The organism is Oligoflexia bacterium (assembly GCA_034439615.1).
Lineage (GTDB): Bacteria > Bdellovibrionota > Bdellovibrionia > JABDDW01 > JABDDW01 > JAWXAT01.
In genome coordinates, this window is the sequence record JAWXAT010000008.1 from 1 (window position 1) to 21,538 (window position 21,538).

Here is a 21,538-nt window from a genome sequence, read left to right on the forward strand (position 1 = left end):
GGTTGGGTTGGGTATTGGAATTTGGATGGATACCAAAATCAAAGTAGTCCGCTAGCGGACTCAATTCAAGTTGCGTATCGCCGTCATTGTGTAAGCGCGCTTATTGCTGGCCTGTCATAAAAAGCTAACATTAAAGTTGTCATCAACATCAGTCATCACAATCATAAAAGTCAATATAATCAAATCTCGTATTAAAACCAGTAATCAATCATGCAATCAATCCTGACTTCAAAAATTATCTTCAATCCTGACTTCAAAAATTAATCGCAATTTAAGAAGTTTTCATTTGCCGATGGTTTTTAAGAGCTATGCGTAAGTTGTTTGTATTTTAAAAATCACAAATAAACACATTTTGTAGATCGTCATAACCCCTGTAGTAAATGTTTTTAACAATTATAGGGGGCGTATGAAATTAATTTTCTTCATTAAGTGATGAACGTTTAATCGAGAAAAATTCGATTTAAAAATCCATGGTAATGTTCTTTTACGTAAGTTGCGTGCAAAACTTATCGAGATGAGAGAGCTAAATGTTCCAAGAATCTGAAATTAGAAATCTTAAGAAAATGACAAATCACGATTTACTCCTTGAGGCAAAATCTTCTGTGAAAGGAGAAACCAAGAAAACTCTGTGGGTGCTTCATGTTTTGCGTGAAATTGATAGGCGTAGGGCTTATTGCGAAGGTGCCTATCCGAGTTTATTTGAATTTTGCGTAAGTGAATTAAATTACTCCAGAGGTGCTGCATACCGAAGAATTAATGCTATGAGATTATTGCGAGATCTACCAGAGCTCGAGGCAAAGTTTGAAGAAGGGGTTTTTGAACTCACCACACTAGCAAATGCACAAAGTTACTTTCAAGCAGTGGCTAATATTAATACGCAACATTCTAACACACTCGAGCAAAGTGCGACCTATAAAATTCAACGTTTTGATTTGAATATGAAAAGAGAAGTTTTGAAAACACTAGAATCAAAATCAACACAGGAGGGTCAAGAGTATCTCGCAAGTATTTCTCCTCAAGTATTATCGAAAAAAAGTAAAAAGAAGGGGCAAGTTGATATTGAAAACCATTTACCTTTGGAGGTCAGGGAAAAACTCAAGAAATTCAAAGGCCTTATAGCTTATAAAAATAATAATCTCAAAAACATCGACGTCCTTGAAGAAGCTCTGGATTTGGCCATCAAGCAAATGGAAAAACAAGGTAAACAAAAGCAAAGAAATCCGCAGCAATTAAGGCAAAATCCAAGCAGTCCGCTAGCGGACTCCACTCAAAACATTAAACCCACCACTACTTCTAAGGTTTCTAGAACCTTGAGAAGAGTGATTTGGCAAAGAGATCAAAATCAGTGCACATTTATTGATCCACTCACAAAAAATCGATGTCCTTCGCAGCACAGGCTTGAAATTGATCACATCACACCTAAAGCATTGGGCGGCGACAATGCTTTTGAAAATCTCAGACTTCTTTGTCGCAGCCACAACACTTTTCATGCAATTCAAGTTTTTGGACAAAACCGTATGGATCATTTTCTTGGTCATTCATAGTTTAAGCTGGGTGTTGGAATAACAAATTTCTGGAAAGATAAATTCTGGAATCTGTCGTCCCGCATAGCTATCCGGTTTCAACAGCTCAGGTTAATATTACCTACAGCTCTTCTTCGCCCTCAAAATCAAACTTAAAATCATCACCCTCTTGGCTGCCTTCCTCTGAAACCTCTGACCCAGCTGGCGAAGCGGCGCCATCTGCAAGTACTGGCGCTTCTCCACCTTGCCACGGAAAGTACGGGACGCGCGCTAGGGCAACATTGTACTCTTCTTCAGAAATTTTATGGCCATGGAGCATTTTGCGTAAAATAGTCTTGATGGTTTTTCGTGCAAAAGGAGTGAGTTCGTTTTTACGAAAACTCTGTGAGTATTTTTTAGGATTCGGTAGTAAAAAAGCTAAAAAAGCAGCTTGTTCTGGTCTCACTTGTGAAGGTGGTACTTTAAAATAATATTGTGCCCCTTCTTTTATTCCATAAATTTCAGGGCCAAATTCCACCACATTTAAATATATTTCTAAGATTTTAGGTTTGGTAAATATTTTTTCGATTTGAAATGCGAGATAAATTTCTTTGGCTTTTCTCAGCAAACTTTTTTCACCATTTGTGAAAACATTTTTTGCTAACTGTTGTGTAATGGTTGAAGCCCCGCGAGCAAAACGCCCCTCATTTATATCTTTAATTACACTTTCCTTCATTTCGTCGTAATCAACGCCTTCGTGTGAATAAAACGCTGCGTCTTCTGACATAATAATAGCCCCGATAATATTTGGGCTAATTTCACTCAATTTTACATATTTAGGGCCTGACTCACAAAGCTGAACCTTATTCATTTCGGTTGTCATGCATTTTTTCAAACCGCTCGCATCGGGCAGCGATAAAAAAACAGCAGCAAGGGTAATGATCATTAGACCGCCAATACAAACGGCGGCGACTCCAATGGCGGCAAATGATCTAATCACAGCATTCTTAGTTAAATTCATATGACATTTTAACCTAATCCATTGAAATAAGACATCAACAATGCCATTTTGGGGCCACCTTTTGGAGGTGTTATGGCTCAAATATTTAAGTGTGTTTTAAGTATAATATTATGTGTGGCCGTTACGCCAGCATGCACCAAGAAAAAAGAAGAAAGCGTTTCAAAAAGCGGAATCAAAATCGGACTAGTTTTAGACAAAGGTGGAAAAGACGATAAGAGTTTTAACGCTGCTGCTTATAAAGGAGCAACGCAAGCGGTAAAAGATTTCGGAATCGAAGTAAAGACCATCGAAAGTCCTGATGACACAGCCTATGAGCCAGCCATTCGTACACTTGCAGAACGTGGATATAATTTGATTATAACTGTTGGCTTCTCGCAGGCCGATGCACTCAAAAAAATCTCACCACTATTTCCTAAAACACATTTTGCAATTGTTGATTCAGTAGTTGATGTTCCAAACGTTGCAAGCCTTGTATTTGCAGAACACGAAGGCAGTTTTTTAGTGGGTTACATAGCTGGGCTACATACAAAATCAAACGTTGTTGGTTTTGTTGGCGGAATGGACGTAGATCTTATCAAGCGTTTTGAATTGGGTTTTCGTGAAGGTGTTATTTACGCTAATCCAAAAGCAAAAATTCTCGCCAATTATGTGGGTGTAACAAGTGATGCTTGGATGAATCCGACTAAGGGTAAAGAGCTGGCACTTTCACAAATCGGTCAAAAAGCTGATGTCATCTTCACCGCTGCAGGAGCCACCAATACAGGAGTGTTTGACGCCATTGAAGAAAAAAACAAACTCGCTATTGGTGTCGATAGCAATCAGAATTGGGTCAAGCCAGGTAAAATTCTTACAAGTATGCTCAAACGTGTCGATGTGGCCGTTTACAATATTATTATGGCAGAAAAAGAAGGTCGTTTTATGTGGGGAAACAAATATTTTGGTTTGGCTGATAAGGGAGTTGACTATGCCCTGGATCAGTATAATGAAAGTCTTATTCCCGTGGAGATGCGCACCAAGATTGAGAAGGTTAGAGGTGACATCTTAAGCGGTAAAATCACAGTGGCTGATTATTATATTACGAGGAAGCTATGCCCGAGTTCGCCCTTCAAATGCGACAAATCTCCAAGACGTACGGAGCACTCCGGGCGAACGACTCAATAAATTTTAGCGTTAGACCCGGTACTATTCATGCTATCGCCGGAGAAAACGGTGCTGGCAAATCTACTTTAATGAAAATTCTTTTCGGGCTCATTGAGCCTGATGATTCTTCTTCTGAAATATTCATCAACGATAAAAAAATGAAGTTTTTTTCACCCCTTGATGCGATTGCCGCTGATATCGGAATGGTTCAGCAGCATTTTGCTTTGGCTGGCCCACTTTCAGCTCTCGATAATATCATATTGGGTGATGAGCCTACAAATGGTGGGTTCATAGACCGCGCACAAGCACAGCTTATTCTTGAAGCCCTTGCGGGTGAGCAGCTCTCAGTACCTTGGCATAAACCTGCAGAGGATTTATCAGTTGGCTTGCAACAGCGTCTTGAAATTTTAAAACTTCTATTTAGAAAAGCTTCGATTTTAATTCTTGATGAACCCACCGCTGTTTTAACTCCACAAGAAGTTGAAACATTTTTCTCACTTTTACGACGTCTTAAGAGTGAGGGAAAAACGATTATTATCATAACCCACAAACTTCATGAAATTCTCACGCTTTGTGATGATGTGACGGTGCTGAGGCATGGGCGAGTCACCGGAAGTTTTTCAGTTAAAGGTTTAACAAAAGAAAAACTCATTCAAGCAATGATTGGTCGAGAGATTTCTTTGCTGCAAAAAAAACGAACTCAACTGGGTGCACACTTAGTTGAAATTAAAGGTATCTCGCTTCATGAAAAAACAGTGGGCTCACTTAATGATCTTAGTCTCACGTTAAGTCATGGCGAAATTGTAGGTATCGCGGGTGTAGAGGGCAATGGCCAACAAGCTTTGGTGGCGAGTCTTTTGGGTTTGGGATCTTATGAGGGAACAATATTTTACAAACAAAAACCTTTGCCAAAAGTCACCGCAGAGATTCGAAACAAACTTAATTTTGGTTTAATCTCAGAAGATCGGCAAACCCAATCACTGTGGCTCGATGCCTCAGTTTCAGATAATTGTTCTATTGGTTTTACTAATAAATTTTCACGATATGGTTTATTAAATGGCAAAGGCATGAAAACCCACGCTGAAGAAGCCCTCTCTCATTACGAAGTGAAAATGAGTGGTGTTGGTCAAAAAGTAAAATCACTTAGTGGTGGTAATCAACAAAAAATCGTTGTCGCCAGAGAAGTAAATGCTCGAAAACCAGAATTCCTCATTGCCAGTCAACCCACAAGAGGTGTTGATGTTGGGGCGATTGAATTTATTCATCAGCAACTTTTAAAACTTCAAGAATCAGGCGCAGCGATATTACTTATCTCATCAGAGCTAGAAGAGCTTTGTGCATTGAGTGATCGCATTGTTGTATTTTTTGAAGGCCGTAACGTCGCAGAATTTTCTGGCCCAAAATATGATCTTCAAAAAATCGGAATGGCAATGACAGGTGGTGTGAATCATGCGTAAAGCATTACCACTTGGTTTTACAAATTTCTTATTAACACTATTTAGTATCACCCTCGGGCTCATATGTTGTTTAGCCATTGTAGCACTTATAGGTGAAAACCCTCTACGCGTTCTAGAAATCTTATTCACGGGAGCTTTTGGAAGTGTAACAAACATTGGCTACACACTTTTTTATGCAACACCTCTCATTTTTACGGGGCTATCTGTCGCTGTGGCCTTTCACTGCGGTCTTTTTAATATCGGTGCTGAAGGCCAACTCTATATTGGAGCTTTATTACTAACGACTGTTGGAATTTTGGTTCCTGACTATCCTGTGATTTCGCCTTTTCTTGGAATCTGCGTTGCCTTTTTAGGTGGAGCGCTTTGGGGTGGCCTTGCTGGTTGGCTTAAAGCATATCGTGGAAGTCATGAAGTAATTGTGACCATCATGCTCAACTTTATCTCCTATTCGATTTGTGGTTTTGCCATCATGAATTTATTTAAAAATACTGAAACTCAAAATCCTGAAAGTAAAGAAGTCGGAGTAAATTACCTTATTGGTGGGTTAGGCGATATTTCTCAAGTATCCCCGGTTAATTCAGCTTTTTTTCTAGCCTTACTAGTAGCTTTTGCGGTTTGGATTATTCTTTTTAAAACAAAGTGGGGTTTTGAATTGCGACTTTCTGGTTCTGCCCCTGAAACCGCAATGCGTGCAGGTATTAATGTGAAGCGCAGAGTATTAGAGGCCATGTTTATCAGTGGAGGCCTTGCCGGTCTTGTGGCTGTAAATGAAATCTTAGGTTTTGCACATAAATTTAAAGATCAATTCTCAATTGGTTATGGTTTTACGGGTATTGCTGTTGCACTTCTTGGTCGTAATCGTCCGTTGGGAATCGTAGCTGCAGCGCTATTATTCGGCGCAATTCAAAAAGGATCATTAGAGCTTGAAATCGACACAGAAAAAATCACTCGTGATCTTTCAGGAGTAATGCTCGCCTTTATTATTTTATTTGTGGCAAGTGAGAGTTTTTGGCGCTCAAAAATTAAGTTTCTCCGAAAGCGAGAGCAAATATGATTTGGTTTCAAGAGTGGATCCTCTCAGGCTTAAGACTTTCTCTGCCATTAATTTTTGCAGCTTATGGCGGAATGCTCAGCGAACGTGCTGGGGTTTCAAACATTGCACTTGAGGGCTACTTACTAGCAAGTGCATTTGCAGCCGCAGCAACAATGGCTGTGACACACTCACTTCCGCTAAGTTTTGCGATGGGTGTATTTGGTGCGCTTATGGTGGGGCTTGTATTTTGCTTTTTCACAATTAAAGCACGTGCTGATCAAATAATAACGGGCATGGCTGTAAATCTCTTTGTGGCGGGGCTACTCCCGGTTCTTTCCAAAGCATTTTTTGAAGTTTCAGGGCAAACACCCTCATTACCTGTAAATGAACGCATTATTAGTGTTTGGCCATTTGCTATTGCCGCAATAATAGTTGTGATTTGTGTGGCATTTTATTTTTCAAAAACAGTTTTAGGTTTACGTGTATGGGCTGCTGGAGAAAACCCGCAAGCGCTTCGTACTCAAGGTGTAAGTGTGGACTTCACTCGCTTTAAATCAATCATGCTTGGTGCCGCAATCGCATCAATCGGCGGGATTTATTTATCAATTGGTGCGGGCAGTGGTTACACGCGAAATATGAGCGCCGGACGAGGATACATTGCCCTTGCGGCACTAATTTTTGGAAGATGGAAGCCATGGCCAACTTTTTTGGGCTGTCTACTTTTTGGTATCGCTGATGCTTTGCAAATTCAACTTCAAAGTGTGCCACTCTTACCAAATGATCAGCCGCTACCTACACAATTTGTGCAGGCCTTACCCTATGTAGTCACACTTTTATTTTTGGCAGGTTTTATGGGACGCGCTCGGCCCCCTGGGGCGATAAATCAGCCAACTCTTTAATGCGCATGATTTCTGCTTCAATTTCTTTTTTCGTTAATGGCTTAATAATATTCTCACCAGCTAGTTTTTTAATTCGAAGACCAAGGCGTATTTTTTCTAATTTCGAAAGTTTTAATTTTTTAACAGCTGTGAGAAATGTTTCTGGGAGTCGTGTAAAGTGATGTGAATTAAAATTTTCAAGAGATGAGTATTTATCAATTACCGGTCTACCGCCTAAGCCTCGAATTACTCTGTCAAGCCTATCAATTTTTGGATTCTCCAATGTGCCATTTGATCTGCCCACGAGTGTGTCGCCAATGTCGGTGGTGATTTCATCCCAATAGGCGCTAAATGAATCGCGAGCAACTTTAAGTGATTCGGGTATATGTTTTATTACTTCGGAGTCAGCACTGAGGGCTTCTACAAATTTTGCATAGCTGACGAGCCGTTTAAAAAATTTAGGTGAAATAAAAAATGCACCCAATAGATGTTCTTGAAAGCGGTCATGATATAAATAAAAACTTCTTGAAGCTAAAATAATGTGGCCGTTCACAAAATTTTCAAAGAAAAGATGGTTGGAGTATTTTTGATCTTCTATGGTGATTTTATCTGAAGGTAAATCTATAAAACGTGGCCCGACTAGAAATTTTTTATCGATGAGCGAATTAATAATTTTGTTCTGAAGTGGTGCGTTGGGCATAATTATTTTTAAGTCATTTGCATAAATACCGAGTAGAGACATTAACGCCGGGTTTTTAAGTGTAAATGGCCAAATTGCATAATTCTTATTATGAGAAATAAGCCATTGCATGCTTTCTAAAGATGTTCGATTAAGCATGTCAGGAGGCGCTATGGTGAAGTCTTTTATATCAGCTGGTACAAAATCTGGATTCCATTTAATTTCTAGAATGAAATGACCTTCACCCATCAATGAAGGTAATGCGACCCAATTAACTGTAGAATGATAGGCGTGATGCAATCTTGTTGAATTGAGAACTTCTTCACGTTGTGAAAGAAGTAAAAGCTTAAGTTCGCAATTTGCAAAACTTTGCTGTGGTGCAAACGCAATCAACATCAATGACAAAGTGATTGCCTTAAATATGCTCGATTTAATAAATTGCACATACTTAAAAGTAATCATCAGCTCGCCGCATCTTTCAGACGATCAAGCATTTCGTTAAATTCAATATCTGTTAATGGCTTTGGTATATTTTCGGCCGCATGTTTTTTAACTCGAGTAACTAACTGTGTTTTTTCAGACACTGATAAATGAGTCGAACTTTCAATTTCTGCAAGCAGTGTTTGCTCTAAAAAGATAAAGCCCCAACCGCGAGTAGATGTGTTGATTTTATTTGTAACACTTGGGTCACTTGTGGCTAAAGAATGCAGGATCTGCACAAGTCCAAATTTATGTAGTTGGCTAAACTCTGGTTTCATATGTTCGCCAATTGCAGAGCCTATGCGCATTGTTAATTCATCCCAATAGCCGCTAAACGTATCTTTCACTACAGTAATAATTTCTGAGTGGTGTTTCATCATCAAAGAATCTTGCATAAGACTATCTACAAATTTTGCATAGCCAACAAGACGGTCAAATAATTTTGGTGAAATGTATAGACCACCTAAAAGATGTTCTTCATAGCGATCATGCTTTAGCAGTTCGGTCTTTGATGCCAGTGGGATCATGCGCTTTACAATATTTATAAAAAAGAAATCAGAGTTATACTCTTGTTCGCTCTCTTTATCGTGACTCCGTGGCATATCAATAAAACGTGGCCCCACCTGTTGATTTGGGTCTGTAACTTTATCCAATAATTTATTCATGCGTAATGCATCTGGAATAAAAAGTTTTAATGTATCAGCATAAATTCCATATGATTTTAATCTCTCAGGTTTTCTCAGCGCAAATTTCCAAATATTATAATCACTCGACAACATTGAGAGGCGATGACGGCTATTTTTTGAATTTATGGGTTCCTTATGTTTATTTTTTGGATTCCACTTGTTTTGCAGTAAGTAATAACCGCCTTCATCCGAAGTTCTTGGTGCTAGCCAATAAGAAACGGTTTCGTATGGGCGAAGATTTATGGGGTCATCGATTCGATAAACTTCCTGCTTAGCCGTTGATACTAAAAGTAGATTTCCATCTTTATCGAAATAACCGATATCACCAGAGTTTGCTTTTTTTGTAGTTATCTCATGAACGGGGTCGTAATCAAAAGGATTGAAAATTCCAAGCATCCGATCAATGCAACTAGCAGAGCTTGTGATAGAGACGGAAATTGTCAGCGTAAAGACTACTCCATTGACAAGTGAGCGCCATCGAAACCAGTTTATGAGTATTGAGACTAGTGTTTTCATTTCACTGATAGGAATTGCAAAATAAGAACCGAAATTAACGATGTGAACGTGCCTCGACCTTTATAACCTTCCACAAAAGTCTGTTAAATACTGAGGTAAAAAAAGCCAGTGATTTCAATCATATAAAAATACGATTGTATTATAATTAGAATTATTCTAATATTAAATAATGAAAAATACTAAACAAAGAGCCCTCACTCCTCATAGGCAAACAGTTTTTGACGTTGTGAAGGCCAGTAAAGATCATCCATCAGCTAAAATGGTTTTTCAAAAAGCCATTATGAAAAGCCCGGACCTTAGTTTTGCGACAGTCTATAATGCTCTTAATTTTTTAACGACCAAGGGTTTGCTACGTGAAATCAGTTTTGGAAATGATTCTACTCGCTATGACGCCATCTTAGAAAAACATGATCATCTGATTTGTCGTCAATGCGAAAATGTCTCAGATTTTTTTGAAATGGAAGATCTTAAACCCGGGCTTCATTTCACTCATCCAAAGGATTTTAAAATTGAAAAAGTAAATGTTCAAATTATTGGGGTCTGCAGTAAGTGTCAGTGGTCCCCAACTGAAGCGATAGTTTAATCGCAAAAAGGAGGATTTATGAAAAAAGGATTTAAAAACTCAAAAACATATCAAAATCTAGAGGCTGCTTTTGCCGGTGAATCAATGGCAAACAGAAAATATCTATACTTCGCAAAAATTGCTCGTGAATTGGGTGATGAAGAAGTAGCTAAGGTGTTTGAAGAAACTGCCGCACAAGAAACCATGCATGCGTTTTCACATTTGTCTTTGGTTTATCCCAAAGCTCAGATGACGGTAGAGAAGATTTTGCAAATGGCAATTGAAGGAGAACGCTACGAGCACACAACGATGTATCCGGGTTTTGAAAAAGAGGCCTTGAGCGAAGCTGAAAGTGATGCGGCAAAAGAATTTGCTGAACAAGCAAAAGAGTCAAAAGATCATGAGCAAAATTTTATTCAAACCTTAGAATTAGCGCGAAAAAAGTTTGCAGCGCTAACAAAAATTGAAAAAGTGCACGCCGATCGTTATCAAAGTTATCTTGATAAAAGAAAATCGAGGTCATCATGAAAGGTAGCAGAAAGTTTCAATGCGTAGTCTGTGGTTTTATTTATGATGAGCAAAAAGGTGACCCAGATACTGGTTTAAAACCCGGTACTTTGTTTGAAGATATACCGGCTGATTGGTCTTGTCCTGATTGCGGTGCTAAAAAAGAAGATTTTGAAGAGATAAAGTAATCGTCCTAGACTGTAAACTAGACCATCCCCCGTGTTACCATCTATAAAGAAACGGGGGGTGCTATGGCCTACAGTGAGATTTTAAAAAACATTTATTTATTTAAAGAATTCACCCATGAAGAGTTAGAGCCGATCCAAAAACTCTGTCGAGTTGGAAAAGCAAACAATGGTGATACCATTTTCTTTCAGGGTGATGAGGCTAAGTCTCTTTTTATTGTTCAATTTGGTTCTGTGCACGTTCAGCAAAAAGCAAAAAATGATGATAATATCGAAGTCACAATGCTCGGCACTGGCAGCCATTTTGGTGAGATGCCTTTTCTTGATGGCGAGCGCCGTTCAGCAACCGTACTTGCTGCAGAAAAAAGTGAGATAATTGAAATTGATTATGAAAATTTAAAAAAATATCTGAGTACAAACTCTACGGTGTCATCAAAGTTTTATAAAAACATTGCTGGTTTTTTATGTGGCAGGCTTCGGATGACAACTACCGACCTTAGTTTTGCGCGAGAAAAAAATCTGCATCACTTTTAATTACGACAATCCTTACAACGACCCATGAGCTCCATCACATGATGCTCTAATATGAAGCCGTAGCGATTGGCGATTTCTCTTTGCATAATCTCAATGGTGTTGTGTTGAAATTCGATGACTTTATTGCAATAGGTGCAGATTAAGTGATCGTGGTGATCTTTGTTCCATGTCACTTCAAAGCGTGTTTGCCCTTCGGTGAGTAAACTCTGTTGAATAATTTCAGCTGATACAAGTACAGGTAATATTCGATAAATTGTAGCACGTGATATGGGCAATCGCTTGGTTTTGACATGCTTAAGTAATTCTTCAGGGCTAAAATGGCCCTTCATAGAAAGAATCAGTTGCACAAGCTTCTTTCTTTCTTCAGTAAGGCGAAGCCCTTTGCGCTTTAAATGTGAGCCTAATTCTTCCAGCGGGTCTTTCATGCAAAAAATTCCTACCTGTTAATATTTAGTGACTTGATTATTGACATTAACCTTGTTGAGATATAGTCTCAATAAGAATTTAGCAATTATTTATTGGAGTCAACAGTTGAAAACACAAAATGCGCTTCTCGCACTAGTCATATTTTTTTCCACTTCATTTTTATCAGCAGCTGAAAATACGCCTCGTACTATCGTACATCTTCTGGATTATCTGGGACGTGATTACGGTGGTGCTGTTGAGAATGGAAACATCATCAGTCAAGGTGAGTATAACGAACAAGTAGAGTTTGTTAATGTAATTGTAACTGCGGGTAATGCCATACCAGAGATTAGTTCTAATAAAAAAATTAACGGTGATATTCAAAAACTCCAAAAACTCATTATGGCTAAAGGGCAAGCTACACAAGTTGCAGCCCTCACAAACACAATTAAAAACGAAGTTATTAATATAACAAAATTAGAAGTTGCACCTACACAGTGGCCCAATTTGGCCCGTGGGCGTGAACTCTTTGCGCAAAACTGCGTTACATGTCACGGCATCACTGGTGCGGGTGATGGCCCCGCAGGTGTTGGGCTTGATCCAAAACCTTCAAATTTTTTAGATAATGAACACATGTCTGAGATCTCCCCGTTTCAAGCATTTAATACAATTCGCTTGGGTGTTGAGGGTACGGGCATGGCGCCTTTTGCGCATTTCACTGAGCGTGATATCTGGTCTTTAGCATTTTATGTTGTTTCACTTCGTCATGAACAAAGTCATGGAACAAAAATCAGTACAGAAGAAATTCATAAAACAAAAAATGAAGTTTTAAGTAAGATTACTTTGGCCCAAGCAGCGACATCCTCTGATAATCAATTGCGCGTTAATCTTAGTGGTTCTGAAGAAGAAAAATCTGTAAGCGTTGCTCAAGTTAGGCTTAACTCTGGTGGTGATGATGCGGGAAGTTCTCTAAATCTTGCAAAAGAGCATCTTGATAGTGCGCTTCATGATTATAAAAATGGAGATCACACAAGTGCGAAAAATAAGGCATTGTTGGCATATCTTGAAGGTGTAGAACCAATCGAGCCAAGACTTAAAGCGAGTGACCCAGCTGCAATAATTTTATTAGAAGAAAAAATGTCTGCAGTGAGAGTTGCAATAGAATCAAAAAAATCATTGGTTGAACTTCAGTTGGCTGTAGGTTCTGCTAAAGAGCAAATTCTTGTTGCAGAAACTATTATTAGTCAAAAAGCCTCATCACCAACGGTCACATTCTTAGTCGCTTCAGCAATCATTCTGCGTGAAGGTTTTGAAGCTGTACTTATTCTCATAGCACTTCTAGGTGTGGTTCGAGCCGCTGGTTCTAAAAAAGCAGCCCACTGGATACATGCTGGCTGGATTACAGCATTACTTTTGGGTGTTGTTGCTTGGATATTCTCAGGTTGGGTCATGGGGATTAGTGGAGCGCAAAGAGAGTTGCTTGAAGGTGGTATTTCTATATTAGCCGTAGTTATTTTACTCTATATGGGGTTTTGGCTACATAGTCGTACCGAGATTGGCCGATGGAAAGAATTTATCAGCGGCCGTGTAAACGCAATGCTCGAGGGTGGTAATTTATTTGGCTTAGCCGCGATTTCTTTTATTGCTGTGTTTAGAGAAGTTTTTGAAACAGTATTGTTTTTACGCGCACTTTGGCTCGAAGGTGGAGCGGGAATAAAAACGGCCATGTTTTCAGGAGTTGCCGTATCTTTTGTTTTACTCATCATATTGTCATGGTCATTAATTAAATATTCAGCTCGTCTGCCAATTAAAAAGATATTTACTTATTCATCAAGTCTCATGGCTGTTTTAGCTGTTATATTGGTGGGCAAAGGTGTCCATGCCTTTCAAGAGACGGGGATGATATCTATTACATCTTCACCGATTAAAATGCGTTTTGATTTATTTGGTTTTTACCCAACGATTGAAACAACGGTTGCACAGATCTGTATTTTAACTCTGACGATATTACTATGGATGTACGGTAATCGACCCTCAACAAAACATTAATTTTTCTTTTTAATTTTTCTTTTAGGCTTAATTCTTTTTTTCTTTTCCCAATTATAAGGTGAGTAAGTAGTGGGGCGTGTTTGAAGCGCTCCTATACGATCAAAAAGATACATTAAAAGATAATATATAAGTGAACTATAGATTATTCCAAGTAGGGCGCCACCAATAACATCAAGTGGATAATGAACCCCAACGTAAACGCGGCTGTATGAAACGATAATCGCAATGCCAGTGGCAATGCTGCCAAGCACTGGTGATGTTAATCTCAGAAAACTTGCTGCAGCAAATGTATTAGCCGCATGATTAGACGGAAAGCTCCCGCCGGTTTGTGATTGAACAAGAAGCCTTACGTTTGGTTCAGAAAATTCAGGGCGTTTTCTGTTAAATTCAGGTTTAAGAATCTTAGCTGCTGTAAAGTCGGCTAATCCCACAGCGATACTCATTCCGATAAGCACTTTAACTGCACTCATTCGATACTTGAGAAGTAAAATTAAAATTAAAACTAATAGATAGATTCCTGTTTTTTTGGGCTCAGTAATAAACGGCATGAATTTATCAAAAAAGGGGTAGATCCACACTTGATTTATGAGTCGAAATATTTGTGAATCGTAAGACAATAATAATTGAATATATTCGCCCATTAAATCCTTGGCCCCATTTTAAAAATATGTTTGAGAATATTTATTAATGCTTTGAGTTTAACAAACAAACCATCGCCCGCAGTGAAATATGCGAGTGCTTTAAAAAAATCATATTGTGCTTTGTTATAAGGGTACCACCAAAGTTGTTTCATCTGCCCGACAATATCGTACACAACCAATCGCTGTTGACATAATTCTTTAAGTCCCGCTTCGCCGTGCACGCGTCCAAAACCGCTTTCACCCACTCCGCCCCAAGGTAGAGTTGCGCAGGCGTTTGTAAAAGGAGCGTCGTTGATTACCACGGCGCCAACTTGTAAATGTTTTGCCATTTTACGAGCACGAGATGTATTGCCTGAAATAATAAGTGCTGTGAGACCATACGGAGAATCATTATTTATAGAAATAGCTTCTTCATCGGTTTTAAAAGTTTTATACGCCACAACCGGGCCAAACGTTTCGTCTTTCCAAAAGCTGCGCTTATCGTCGGCTTGAACTACGAGTGGTTTCATAAAATTTGATTTTCCATCAAAGTTCGCATCGCCAAAAACCGTTTTTTGATTGTGACTTACATGATCTTGAGTTTGCTCAAAGTATATTTTTTTTTGTCCTTCAAAAGTAATGGCTCCTAAATCATTTTCAAAACCAGAACTTGCACCGACGCGCAATTTATTGAGTTTTTCTTTATAAGCTTTTAAAAACGGATCGACGATGTTTTCATGAATTAAAAGTCTTTCAACTGAGCAACATGTTTGCCCGGTGTTAAAAAAACCACCCACTACTGCAGCAGAAGCAGCTAGTTCGATGTTACAATCCTCAAGAACAATCATGCAGTCTTTTCCGCCGAGTTCTAAAGTCACAGGCGTAAGATTTTGGCTGGCAGTAGACATGATTTTTCGTCCCGTAGTTGTGCTGCCTGTAAAAATCAGTCGGTCTACTTTTGCACTTGCGAGGGCCGCTCCTACATCACCTCTGCCATGCACAAGTGTTACAAGATCTTTTGGTAATTTCATGGCATCGATTATTTTTTGCATATCTTGATTTACGAGGCCCGTGATTTCACTTGGTTTTAATATGATGGCGTTTCCAGCGATGAGTCCAAGGATCACTTCTGAAAAAGGAGTAGAAAGTGGGTAGTTCCATGGGGAAATAATTCCAAGTACACCGAGGGGTTGATATGTGATGTATGCTTTTTTCGTTAATAAGCCACCACCAATATGAATGGGAGTATCGGTTAAAAGTTTTTCAGCTCGTTTCATCGCAAAACCATAGGTTTGTATAGATGCGAACACTTCTGCCGAGAGGGCTTCGACTAAAGGCTTGCCATTATTTTTTGCCAAATTCAGAGCAAGCTCATCCATGTGAGCGAGCATGTATTGTTGACCGCGCTTTAGAAATTTTGCGCGCTCCTTAAATGAAAGTCGCCTCCATGGCTCTTGTGCAAGGCGAGCTCGCTGAACAAGATTTGTCATTTCAGTGGGGTTGAAACACTCTTGTCGAAGAATTTCTTCTCCAGTTGCTGGGTTTTTTGAAGTTATAAAATCCATGATAATCCCTCATGTGCAGTACTTAAGTACCAGGTTCATTTTCTCAAATGAACTTTCATCTCATGAAAGTGTAGAAGAACTCAGGACTGAAGTCAGCGTAAAAAAGGTGTTGGTGGTACGCGTTAGCGTTGTTGTGAACTTGCTGATATGAGACAATAAATCATGATCGATGTAGAAAGAGTTAACGGACAAAAGATGTTTATCAATCCTGACCTCATTAAATTTATTGAGATCACGCCTGATACGGTTGTTACGTTCACTGATGGAGAAAAAATTCTACTTCGAACAAAGCCGGATGAAATCATGCAAAAAATTATATTGTTTCGCCGCTTAGTAGGTTTGCCAGAATTAAAATTATAGTTTCTTAAGCAGTTAAGTACGGTCGTCAAGGAGGACGAGCATCATGGATTTAGCAACAATAATTGGCATCGTGCTTGCGATGGGTGGAATTCTCGGCGGGCAAGTTCTTGAGGGTGGTCACATGGGCTCCATTATGCAGTTTACTGCAGCCGTCATCGTTTTCGGGGGAACATTTGGTGCCGTAATGATCGGTACTCCGATGGAAGATCTTAAAACCGGAATGAAGCTCTTGAAGTGGGTATTCTCTAACCCGAAGGGCGATGACCCAGAAAAAGTAATCAAAGAACTTATCGAAGCTGCACAAATTGCACGAAAAGAATCAATTTTAGCTCTCGAGAAAAGATTGGGCACTTTTTCAAATCCATATATGCAAACGATTTTCCGGTTTGTTATCGACGGTGTTGACCCTAATACGATCAAAGATATTTTTGAAAGCGAAATTTATCTTGAAGAAGAACATAACACTGCAGGTGCTAAAGTTTGGGAGGCAGCAGCCGGTTATGCTCCCACAATCGGAATCATCGGGGCAGTTTTGGGTCTTATTCACGTTATGGAAAACTTGGCTGATACTTCAAAGCTCGGATCCGGTATCGCCGTGGCGTTCGTTGCGACGATTTACGGGGTAGGTTCTGCTAATATTTTCTTCATGCCTTTTGCTAAAAAAATCATTCGTAAAATTAAACTCCAAGCTGCCATGAAAGAAATGATCCTCACCGGTGCTATTGGTATTGTAAGCGGTATGAATCCTTTCATCATCGAAGAGAAACTCCGCGCCTATATTCACACAGATAAAAAAGGTGAGGGTGGTGCTGAGTAATGGCTAAGAAAAAACACGAAGAAGAACATGAAAACCATGAGCGATGGCTTGTATCGTACGCCGATTTTATCACGCTGCTTTTTGCCTTCTTCGTTATTCTTTACGCCACATCTCAAAAAGATATTTCTAAAGCGCAAGAGTTTCAGAGATCAGTTCAAAAAGCATTTCGCAGTTACGTAGACTTTGGCGGCCTTCAAGGTAAGTACGTTGATACTTATGAGAACAACCAACTTCTTCCGCCGCCTATAGACGTCGTGCCTCAAGAGGGTGCGGGCCCATTAGAAATGAAAGACTACGTGGAGCGCGAAATAGAAAAAGAATTCACCGAAAGTGATATCAAAGAACTCATTGAGCTTAATACTGACGTAGCTGGTGTTAAAGTAAGTCTTGCCGCAAATTCATTTTTTGATTCAGGAAATGCACTCATTCGCGAAGAGGCCTTGCCATCATTAGAGAAAATCGCTCGAACAATTAAAAAGACAGGCAGGCGATTAATCATTCAAGGTCACACAGATAGCCTTGCAACAAAATCAGATCGGTTTCCAAGTAACTGGGAATTATCTGCCACCCGCGCCTCAACTATTGTTCGTTATCTTATTACGCAACATCAAATTTCACCAAGACGACTTTCTGTAGTTGGATATGCTGATCAGCGACCCGTGGTTCCAAATGATACACCTGAAAATCGCGCCCGCAATCGCCGCATTGATATTCTCATTGTCACTGATGAGAAGAAGATCGGGCTGTAAGCATTAAATTAATGAGGAAAGCGCTAAGTTTATCAGCCACGGCAAGTTAGATTAAATAGCAAAACTTGTGGTACTCATTTCACTTTGAATTGCAAAGCAAAGCCGTAAATGACGCATTGCTAACGAAAAAGGTACCCGGTACCCAAAATAACCGTACCCAAAATAACCCAAAATACCCAAAAAACCCAAAAAGTGCCGTTTACACGCCAGATTGTTTAAGATTTATACAGCCCTGTAGTTTTCGCTCGCATCTCGAATACAAAAACAATCCAGGCTTAATCCCCTGAAATCTTTAGAAAATTTAATTTTCCACGAAATAAATAAATCTTGGCGTGCCAGCTGCACTAGTGAGTCCACGTGAGACGACCTTTGTGTGCCCCCTTGGGATAAGGAAAATACAAATGCGTTTTAATGGGAGATATACGATGAATACTAAATTCAAATTTGTACAACTGATGGCAGCAGTAGCAGCACTAAGTGCTTTGGCTTTTATCGGGTGTCAGAAAAAAGATGACAAAAAACATGCTCCCACATGCCCTTACGGACAAGTGCTCTCATATGAACAGAGCGGCTGGGTTTGTAGATATATAAGTTTCAACAATAATCAAAATCAATATGGTTATGGCCAACAACAACAAGTGCAACCACAAGTTGGTGGAACCTCAGTATTAACTCCACCCATTCAACCAGAACTTTGTAATAACCCTGCAAATCCAACCACCGCAAGACGCCAAGAAATGGTGAGTTGGACTAACATTGGTTTATGGTCATGTGTTTATACAGATGTACTCAGAGGCGGAAGTGATTCTCCAATCGCGCCATTATCACAGGGCGGAGAAACTTGTTCCATGGGTTATGGACAACAATATGGTCAGCAATACGGTATGAACAATATGGTTTCATGCGCTACTGGCTTTATCTGTCAGCCCATTCAAAATGCCGCACAGCAACAACGGGGTTATCAACAACCTTATTATGGCGGTTCTTCTCAACTAGGAGCATGTGCCGCTGGTAATCAGCCGGTTGCTCCTATCCAACAACAAGGGTATCAACCTGGCCAAGCGGGTTATCAGAATCCTCCAGTAAATTAAGCCTTTGACATCCTATTTCAGATCCATTATTTCCTCGTCATATTCGTGAGTTCAACAACCGTGTTGCGGCCATAACAAAGCGCGCACTATTTAAGCAAATAGAGGAATGAGTATGGGTAAAAATCGCTGGATCTCTCTGTCTAAATGGTTCGGAATCACAACATTAATTACTTTGTTGGGATCAGTCGCTATGGCTAGTGAAGCTGATCTAAAAATTCCGGCCCTCAATACAATGTACAATATTTTTGGATACGATATTTCAGGCCGCGCCATCTTAGGTGCCGGTATGATCATCTCCCTGATGGGTGTAGTTTTTGGAATCATCGAGTTTTATAGAATCAAGGGCCTTCAAGCTCATCGTTCAATGCTTGAAGTTTCAAGCCTGATCTATGAAACCTGCAAAACATACTTGCTTCAGCAAGGTAAGTTTTTAGCAATCCTTGAGCTCTTCATCGGCGGCGCGATATTTTATTACTTCTTTGTACTTGAGCACATGGAATTAGCCCGCGTTCTACAAATCTTGATGTGGTCTATTCTGGGTATTTTGGGTTCATTTGGTGTTGCATGGTTTGGTATTCGTATCAACACATATGCAAACAGCCGAACAGCATTTGCTTCTTTAAAAGCAAAACCCTACTCAGTAATGGATATTCCCCTGCGCGCAGGTATGTCCATCGGAGTTCTACTTATTTGCGTAGAACTTTTCATGATGATTTTTATTCTTCTCTTCGTTGATCCAGCAAATGCTGGAGCTTGTTTCATCGGTTTTGCTATCGGTGAATCACTTGGTGCTGCGGCACTCCGAATTTGCGGTGGTATCTTTACAAAGATCGCCGACATCGGTTCAGACTTAATGAAAATCACCTTCAACATTAAAGAAGATGATGCTCGTAACCCTGGTGTAATTGCAGACTGTACGGGCGATAACGCTGGAGACTCTGTTGGTCCCACGGCTGACGGTTTTGAAACTTATGGTGTAACAGGTGTTGCGCTTATCAGCTTTATTGTTTTGGCTTGTGGTATGACCATGGGCCCTGATGGCAGACCCACACTTCTCAATGGCGGAACAGACGTTCAGGCAAAATTAATTGTTTGGATATTTGCAATGCGCGTATTGATGATCGTCACATCAATTCTTTCATACTGGATCAACGGCGCTGTATCTCGCGCACTGTATGCTCAAAAAGACCATTTTGATTTTGAAGCTCCACTGACCTCTTTGGTTTGGGTTACTTCATTAGTTTCAATCGCAGTAACTTACGTGGTCAGTTATTTATTGATTCACGATATGGGTGAAATGTGGTGGAAACTCTCAACGATTATCAGCTGCGGTACTATTGCTGCTGCTATTATTCCTGAGCTCACCAAGGTGTTCACTTCATCTAAATCAAAACACGTTGCAGAAATCGTAGCTGCATCACGTGAAGGTGGAGCCTCACTCACCATTCTTTCAGGTCTTGTCGCTGGAAATTTCAGCGCATTCTGGAAGGGTATGGTTATGGTTGGTCTCATGTACGTTGCTTATTTGACCAGCTTAACGGGTCTTGATGCTTACATGGTTTACCCAGCTGTATTTGCATTTGGTCTCGTAGCATTTGGTTTCTTAGGAATGGGCCCTGTAACAATTGCTGTAGATAGCTACGGCCCCGTTACAGACAATGCTCAATCTGTATTTGAATTGTCACAAATTGAAGCCATTCCAAATATCAAAAGTGAAATCAAAAGCCAATTTGGTTTTGATCCTAACTTTGAAAAAGGAAAACATTATTTAGAAGAGAACGACTCTGCTGGTAACACCTTTAAAGCTACAGCTAAGCCAGTTTTGATCGGTACGGCTGTTATCGGTGCGACTACTATGATTTTCTCAATTATCTTGATGTTGAATTTAAAACTTGATCTTTTGAATCCTAAAGTTCTTTTAGGTTTGATCACGGGTGGAGCGGTAATTTACTGGTTTACTGGTGCATCAATGCAAGCGGTTACAACGGGTGCTTATCGTGCTGTTGAGTTCATCAAGAAAAATATTAAACTTGATAGCGGTGCTACAAAAGCTTCAGTTGAAGATTCAAAAGCTGTTGTTAAAATTTGTACACAATACGCTCAAATGGGAATGATCAACATCTTTGGTGTTATTTTCTCATTCACTTTAGCGTTTGCATGTTTTGATCCTACATTCTTTGCAAGTTACTTAATTTCAATCGCAGTATTCGGCTTGTTCCAAGCAATGTTCATGGCTAACGCTGGTGGTGCTTGGGATAACGCGAAAAAAGTTGTTGAAGTTGATCTCAAAGAAAAAGGAACACCACTTCATGCCGCAACAGTTGTTGGCGACACAGTGGGCGATCCATACAAAGACACAAGCTCAGTTGCTTTGAATCCGATCATCAAGTTCACCACTCTCTTTGGTCTATTGGCTGTTGAGATTGCTGTGAGCGCGCCAGATGTAGCTCCAAAATTTGGTGTTGCGATGTTCTTAATCGGTTTGTTCTTCGTACACCGTTCTTTCTACGGTATGCGTATTAGCAAACAAACCATACAAGAAGCCGCTCAGTCCGCGCGCACCCAATTAGCGCACGGCAAATAACAAAAAGGCACGGCCTTACTTTTCGTAATTGATGATGCCCAAGGCTAAACACCTTGGGCATTTTTTTTCACGTCCTGCGTCAATTCTAGATCCCTAGCTTAGTGCTGTGCTTCTGCAT

General features: G+C 39.9%; 21 protein-coding genes. 15 read left to right on the top strand and 6 right to left on the bottom strand.

Features of this window, described 5'->3' with window-relative positions; all coding sequences use genetic code 11:
• Nucleotides 1-527: 527 nt before the first annotated feature.
• Complete coding sequence (locus SGI74_01835) at nucleotides 528-1,544, top strand: HNH endonuclease signature motif containing protein (GenBank protein MDZ4676223.1); 1,017 nt, start codon at nucleotides 528-530, stop codon at nucleotides 1,542-1,544.
• A gap of 100 nt (nucleotides 1,545-1,644) precedes the next feature.
• Here SGI74_01835 and SGI74_01840 read toward each other — a convergent pair whose 3' ends face one another.
• Nucleotides 1,645-2,523: a biosynthetic peptidoglycan transglycosylase gene (locus SGI74_01840; GenBank protein ID MDZ4676224.1), complete on the bottom strand. Its 879-nt coding sequence runs from the start codon at nucleotides 2,521-2,523 to the stop codon at nucleotides 1,645-1,647.
• 72 nt (nucleotides 2,524-2,595) lie between these two features.
• Here SGI74_01840 and SGI74_01845 point away from each other — a divergent pair, with 72 nt between their 5' ends.
• From SGI74_01845 to SGI74_01860, 4 genes are read left to right on the top strand one after another with little or no spacing between them, the layout of a single operon-like run.
• On the top strand, nucleotides 2,596-3,684 hold the full coding sequence (locus SGI74_01845; protein MDZ4676225.1) for a BMP family ABC transporter substrate-binding protein: 1,089 nt from the start codon (nucleotides 2,596-2,598) through the stop codon (nucleotides 3,682-3,684).
• The gene (locus SGI74_01850) at nucleotides 3,633-5,120 is read left to right on the top strand and encodes an ABC transporter ATP-binding protein (GenBank protein MDZ4676226.1); all 1,488 of its coding nucleotides are present in this window, start codon (nucleotides 3,633-3,635) and stop codon (nucleotides 5,118-5,120) included. The genes SGI74_01845 and SGI74_01850 overlap by 52 nt, the downstream gene beginning before the upstream one ends.
• The gene (locus SGI74_01855) at nucleotides 5,113-6,174 is read left to right on the top strand and encodes an ABC transporter permease (protein MDZ4676227.1); all 1,062 of its coding nucleotides are present in this window, start codon (nucleotides 5,113-5,115) and stop codon (nucleotides 6,172-6,174) included. The genes SGI74_01850 and SGI74_01855 overlap by 8 nt, the downstream gene beginning before the upstream one ends.
• On the top strand, nucleotides 6,171-7,052 hold the full coding sequence (locus SGI74_01860; protein ID MDZ4676228.1) for an ABC transporter permease: 882 nt from the start codon (nucleotides 6,171-6,173) through the stop codon (nucleotides 7,050-7,052). Before SGI74_01855 ends, SGI74_01860 begins: the two co-directional genes overlap by 4 nt.
• Here SGI74_01860 and SGI74_01865 read toward each other — a convergent pair.
• Together SGI74_01865 and SGI74_01870 are read right to left on the bottom strand one after the other, a co-directional pair.
• Nucleotides 7,003-8,172: a hypothetical protein gene (locus SGI74_01865; protein ID MDZ4676229.1), complete on the bottom strand. Its 1,170-nt coding sequence runs from the start codon at nucleotides 8,170-8,172 to the stop codon at nucleotides 7,003-7,005. The two genes, SGI74_01860 and SGI74_01865, sit on opposite strands and share 50 nt — an antisense overlap.
• Entirely contained in the window at nucleotides 8,172-9,392 is a 1,221-nt protein-coding gene (locus SGI74_01870; protein MDZ4676230.1) for a hypothetical protein, read from the bottom strand. Before SGI74_01870 ends, SGI74_01865 begins: the two co-directional genes overlap by 1 nt.
• A gap of 169 nt (nucleotides 9,393-9,561) precedes the next feature.
• On the opposite strand from SGI74_01870, the gene SGI74_01875 reads away from it, so the two are divergent.
• From SGI74_01875 to SGI74_01890, 4 genes are all read left to right on the top strand, one after another.
• A complete protein-coding gene (locus SGI74_01875) occupies nucleotides 9,562-9,975 on the top strand; it encodes a transcriptional repressor (protein ID MDZ4676231.1) in 414 nt (137 codons plus the stop codon).
• An 18-nt stretch (nucleotides 9,976-9,993) separates the two neighbouring features.
• A complete protein-coding gene (locus tag SGI74_01880) occupies nucleotides 9,994-10,482 on the top strand; it encodes a rubrerythrin family protein (protein ID MDZ4676232.1) in 489 nt (162 codons plus the stop codon).
• On the top strand, nucleotides 10,479-10,649 hold the full coding sequence (locus SGI74_01885; protein MDZ4676233.1) for a rubredoxin: 171 nt from the start codon (nucleotides 10,479-10,481) through the stop codon (nucleotides 10,647-10,649). Before SGI74_01880 ends, SGI74_01885 begins: the two co-directional genes overlap by 4 nt.
• A gap of 63 nt (nucleotides 10,650-10,712) precedes the next feature.
• Nucleotides 10,713-11,180, top strand: coding sequence for a cyclic nucleotide-binding domain-containing protein (locus SGI74_01890; protein MDZ4676234.1), 468 nt, complete (start codon nucleotides 10,713-10,715; stop codon nucleotides 11,178-11,180).
• Here the strand turns inward: SGI74_01890 and SGI74_01895 are convergent.
• Nucleotides 11,177-11,605 carry a Fur family transcriptional regulator gene (locus SGI74_01895; GenBank protein MDZ4676235.1) on the bottom strand — a complete coding sequence of 143 codons (429 nt, stop codon included), beginning with the start codon at nucleotides 11,603-11,605 and terminating at the stop codon, nucleotides 11,177-11,179. The genes SGI74_01890 and SGI74_01895 overlap by 4 nt on opposite strands.
• Nucleotides 11,606-11,711: 106 nt before the next feature.
• Between SGI74_01895 and SGI74_01900 the strand changes: the two genes are divergently transcribed.
• Nucleotides 11,712-13,634: a cytochrome c/FTR1 family iron permease gene (locus tag SGI74_01900; protein ID MDZ4676236.1), complete on the top strand. Its 1,923-nt coding sequence runs from the start codon at nucleotides 11,712-11,714 to the stop codon at nucleotides 13,632-13,634.
• Here the strand turns inward: SGI74_01900 and SGI74_01905 are convergent.
• Nucleotides 13,631-14,275 carry a phosphatase PAP2 family protein gene (locus SGI74_01905; GenBank protein MDZ4676237.1) on the bottom strand — a complete coding sequence of 215 codons (645 nt, stop codon included), beginning with the start codon at nucleotides 14,273-14,275 and terminating at the stop codon, nucleotides 13,631-13,633. The genes SGI74_01900 and SGI74_01905 overlap by 4 nt on opposite strands.
• Entirely contained in the window at nucleotides 14,275-15,819 is a 1,545-nt protein-coding gene (locus tag SGI74_01910) for an aldehyde dehydrogenase family protein (GenBank protein ID MDZ4676238.1), read from the bottom strand. The genes SGI74_01905 and SGI74_01910 overlap by 1 nt, the downstream gene beginning before the upstream one ends.
• A 162-nt stretch (nucleotides 15,820-15,981) precedes the next feature.
• On the opposite strand from SGI74_01910, the gene SGI74_01915 reads away from it, so the two are divergent.
• The 5 genes from SGI74_01915 to SGI74_01935 all read left to right on the top strand — a co-directional run bounded on the left by SGI74_01915 (nucleotide 15,982) and on the right by SGI74_01935 (nucleotide 21,420).
• Nucleotides 15,982-16,179: a flagellar FlbD family protein gene (locus tag SGI74_01915; protein MDZ4676239.1), complete on the top strand. Its 198-nt coding sequence runs from the start codon at nucleotides 15,982-15,984 to the stop codon at nucleotides 16,177-16,179.
• Nucleotides 16,180-16,222: 43 nt separating this feature from the next.
• Nucleotides 16,223-16,996 (top strand): flagellar motor protein, encoded by a 774-nt coding sequence (locus SGI74_01920; GenBank protein ID MDZ4676240.1) that lies wholly within the window; start codon nucleotides 16,223-16,225, stop codon nucleotides 16,994-16,996.
• Nucleotides 16,996-17,745 (top strand): OmpA family protein, encoded by a 750-nt coding sequence (locus SGI74_01925; protein ID MDZ4676241.1) that lies wholly within the window; start codon nucleotides 16,996-16,998, stop codon nucleotides 17,743-17,745. Before SGI74_01920 ends, SGI74_01925 begins: the two co-directional genes overlap by 1 nt.
• A gap of 425 nt (nucleotides 17,746-18,170) precedes the next feature.
• Nucleotides 18,171-18,836 carry a hypothetical protein gene (locus tag SGI74_01930; protein MDZ4676242.1) on the top strand — a complete coding sequence of 222 codons (666 nt, stop codon included), beginning with the start codon at nucleotides 18,171-18,173 and terminating at the stop codon, nucleotides 18,834-18,836.
• 112 nt (nucleotides 18,837-18,948) lie between these two features.
• On the top strand, nucleotides 18,949-21,420 hold the full coding sequence (locus SGI74_01935) for a sodium-translocating pyrophosphatase (protein ID MDZ4676243.1): 2,472 nt from the start codon (nucleotides 18,949-18,951) through the stop codon (nucleotides 21,418-21,420).
• The last annotated feature ends 118 nt before the right edge of the window (nucleotides 21,421-21,538 follow it).

Excerpts from the sequence above, each read along its gene's own strand:
- SGI74_01835 (MDZ4676223.1), top strand. The coding sequence starts at position 528 with ATGTTCCAAGAATCTGAAATTAGAAATCTTAAGAAAATGACAAATCAC.
- SGI74_01840 (MDZ4676224.1), bottom strand. The coding sequence starts at position 2,523 with ATGAATTTAACTAAGAATGCTGTGATTAGATCATTTGCCGCCATTGGA.
- SGI74_01845 (MDZ4676225.1), top strand. The coding sequence starts at position 2,596 with ATGGCTCAAATATTTAAGTGTGTTTTAAGTATAATATTATGTGTGGCC.
- SGI74_01850 (MDZ4676226.1), top strand. The coding sequence starts at position 3,633 with ATGCGACAAATCTCCAAGACGTACGGAGCACTCCGGGCGAACGACTCA.
- SGI74_01855 (MDZ4676227.1), top strand. The coding sequence starts at position 5,113 with ATGCGTAAAGCATTACCACTTGGTTTTACAAATTTCTTATTAACACTA.
- SGI74_01860 (MDZ4676228.1), top strand. The coding sequence starts at position 6,171 with ATGATTTGGTTTCAAGAGTGGATCCTCTCAGGCTTAAGACTTTCTCTG.
- SGI74_01865 (MDZ4676229.1), bottom strand. The coding sequence starts at position 8,172 with ATGATTACTTTTAAGTATGTGCAATTTATTAAATCGAGCATATTTAAG.
- SGI74_01870 (MDZ4676230.1), bottom strand. The coding sequence starts at position 9,392 with ATGAAAACACTAGTCTCAATACTCATAAACTGGTTTCGATGGCGCTCA.
- SGI74_01875 (MDZ4676231.1), top strand. The coding sequence starts at position 9,562 with ATGAAAAATACTAAACAAAGAGCCCTCACTCCTCATAGGCAAACAGTT.
- SGI74_01880 (MDZ4676232.1), top strand. The coding sequence starts at position 9,994 with ATGAAAAAAGGATTTAAAAACTCAAAAACATATCAAAATCTAGAGGCT.
- SGI74_01885 (MDZ4676233.1), top strand. The coding sequence starts at position 10,479 with ATGAAAGGTAGCAGAAAGTTTCAATGCGTAGTCTGTGGTTTTATTTAT.
- SGI74_01890 (MDZ4676234.1), top strand. The coding sequence starts at position 10,713 with ATGGCCTACAGTGAGATTTTAAAAAACATTTATTTATTTAAAGAATTC.
- SGI74_01895 (MDZ4676235.1), bottom strand. The coding sequence starts at position 11,605 with ATGAAAGACCCGCTGGAAGAATTAGGCTCACATTTAAAGCGCAAAGGG.
- SGI74_01905 (MDZ4676237.1), bottom strand. The coding sequence starts at position 14,275 with ATGGGCGAATATATTCAATTATTATTGTCTTACGATTCACAAATATTT.
- SGI74_01910 (MDZ4676238.1), bottom strand. The coding sequence starts at position 15,819 with ATGGATTTTATAACTTCAAAAAACCCAGCAACTGGAGAAGAAATTCTT.
- SGI74_01915 (MDZ4676239.1), top strand. The coding sequence starts at position 15,982 with ATGATCGATGTAGAAAGAGTTAACGGACAAAAGATGTTTATCAATCCT.
- SGI74_01920 (MDZ4676240.1), top strand. The coding sequence starts at position 16,223 with ATGGATTTAGCAACAATAATTGGCATCGTGCTTGCGATGGGTGGAATT.
- SGI74_01925 (MDZ4676241.1), top strand. The coding sequence starts at position 16,996 with ATGGCTAAGAAAAAACACGAAGAAGAACATGAAAACCATGAGCGATGG.
- SGI74_01930 (MDZ4676242.1), top strand. The coding sequence starts at position 18,171 with ATGAATACTAAATTCAAATTTGTACAACTGATGGCAGCAGTAGCAGCA.
- SGI74_01935 (MDZ4676243.1), top strand. The coding sequence starts at position 18,949 with ATGGGTAAAAATCGCTGGATCTCTCTGTCTAAATGGTTCGGAATCACA.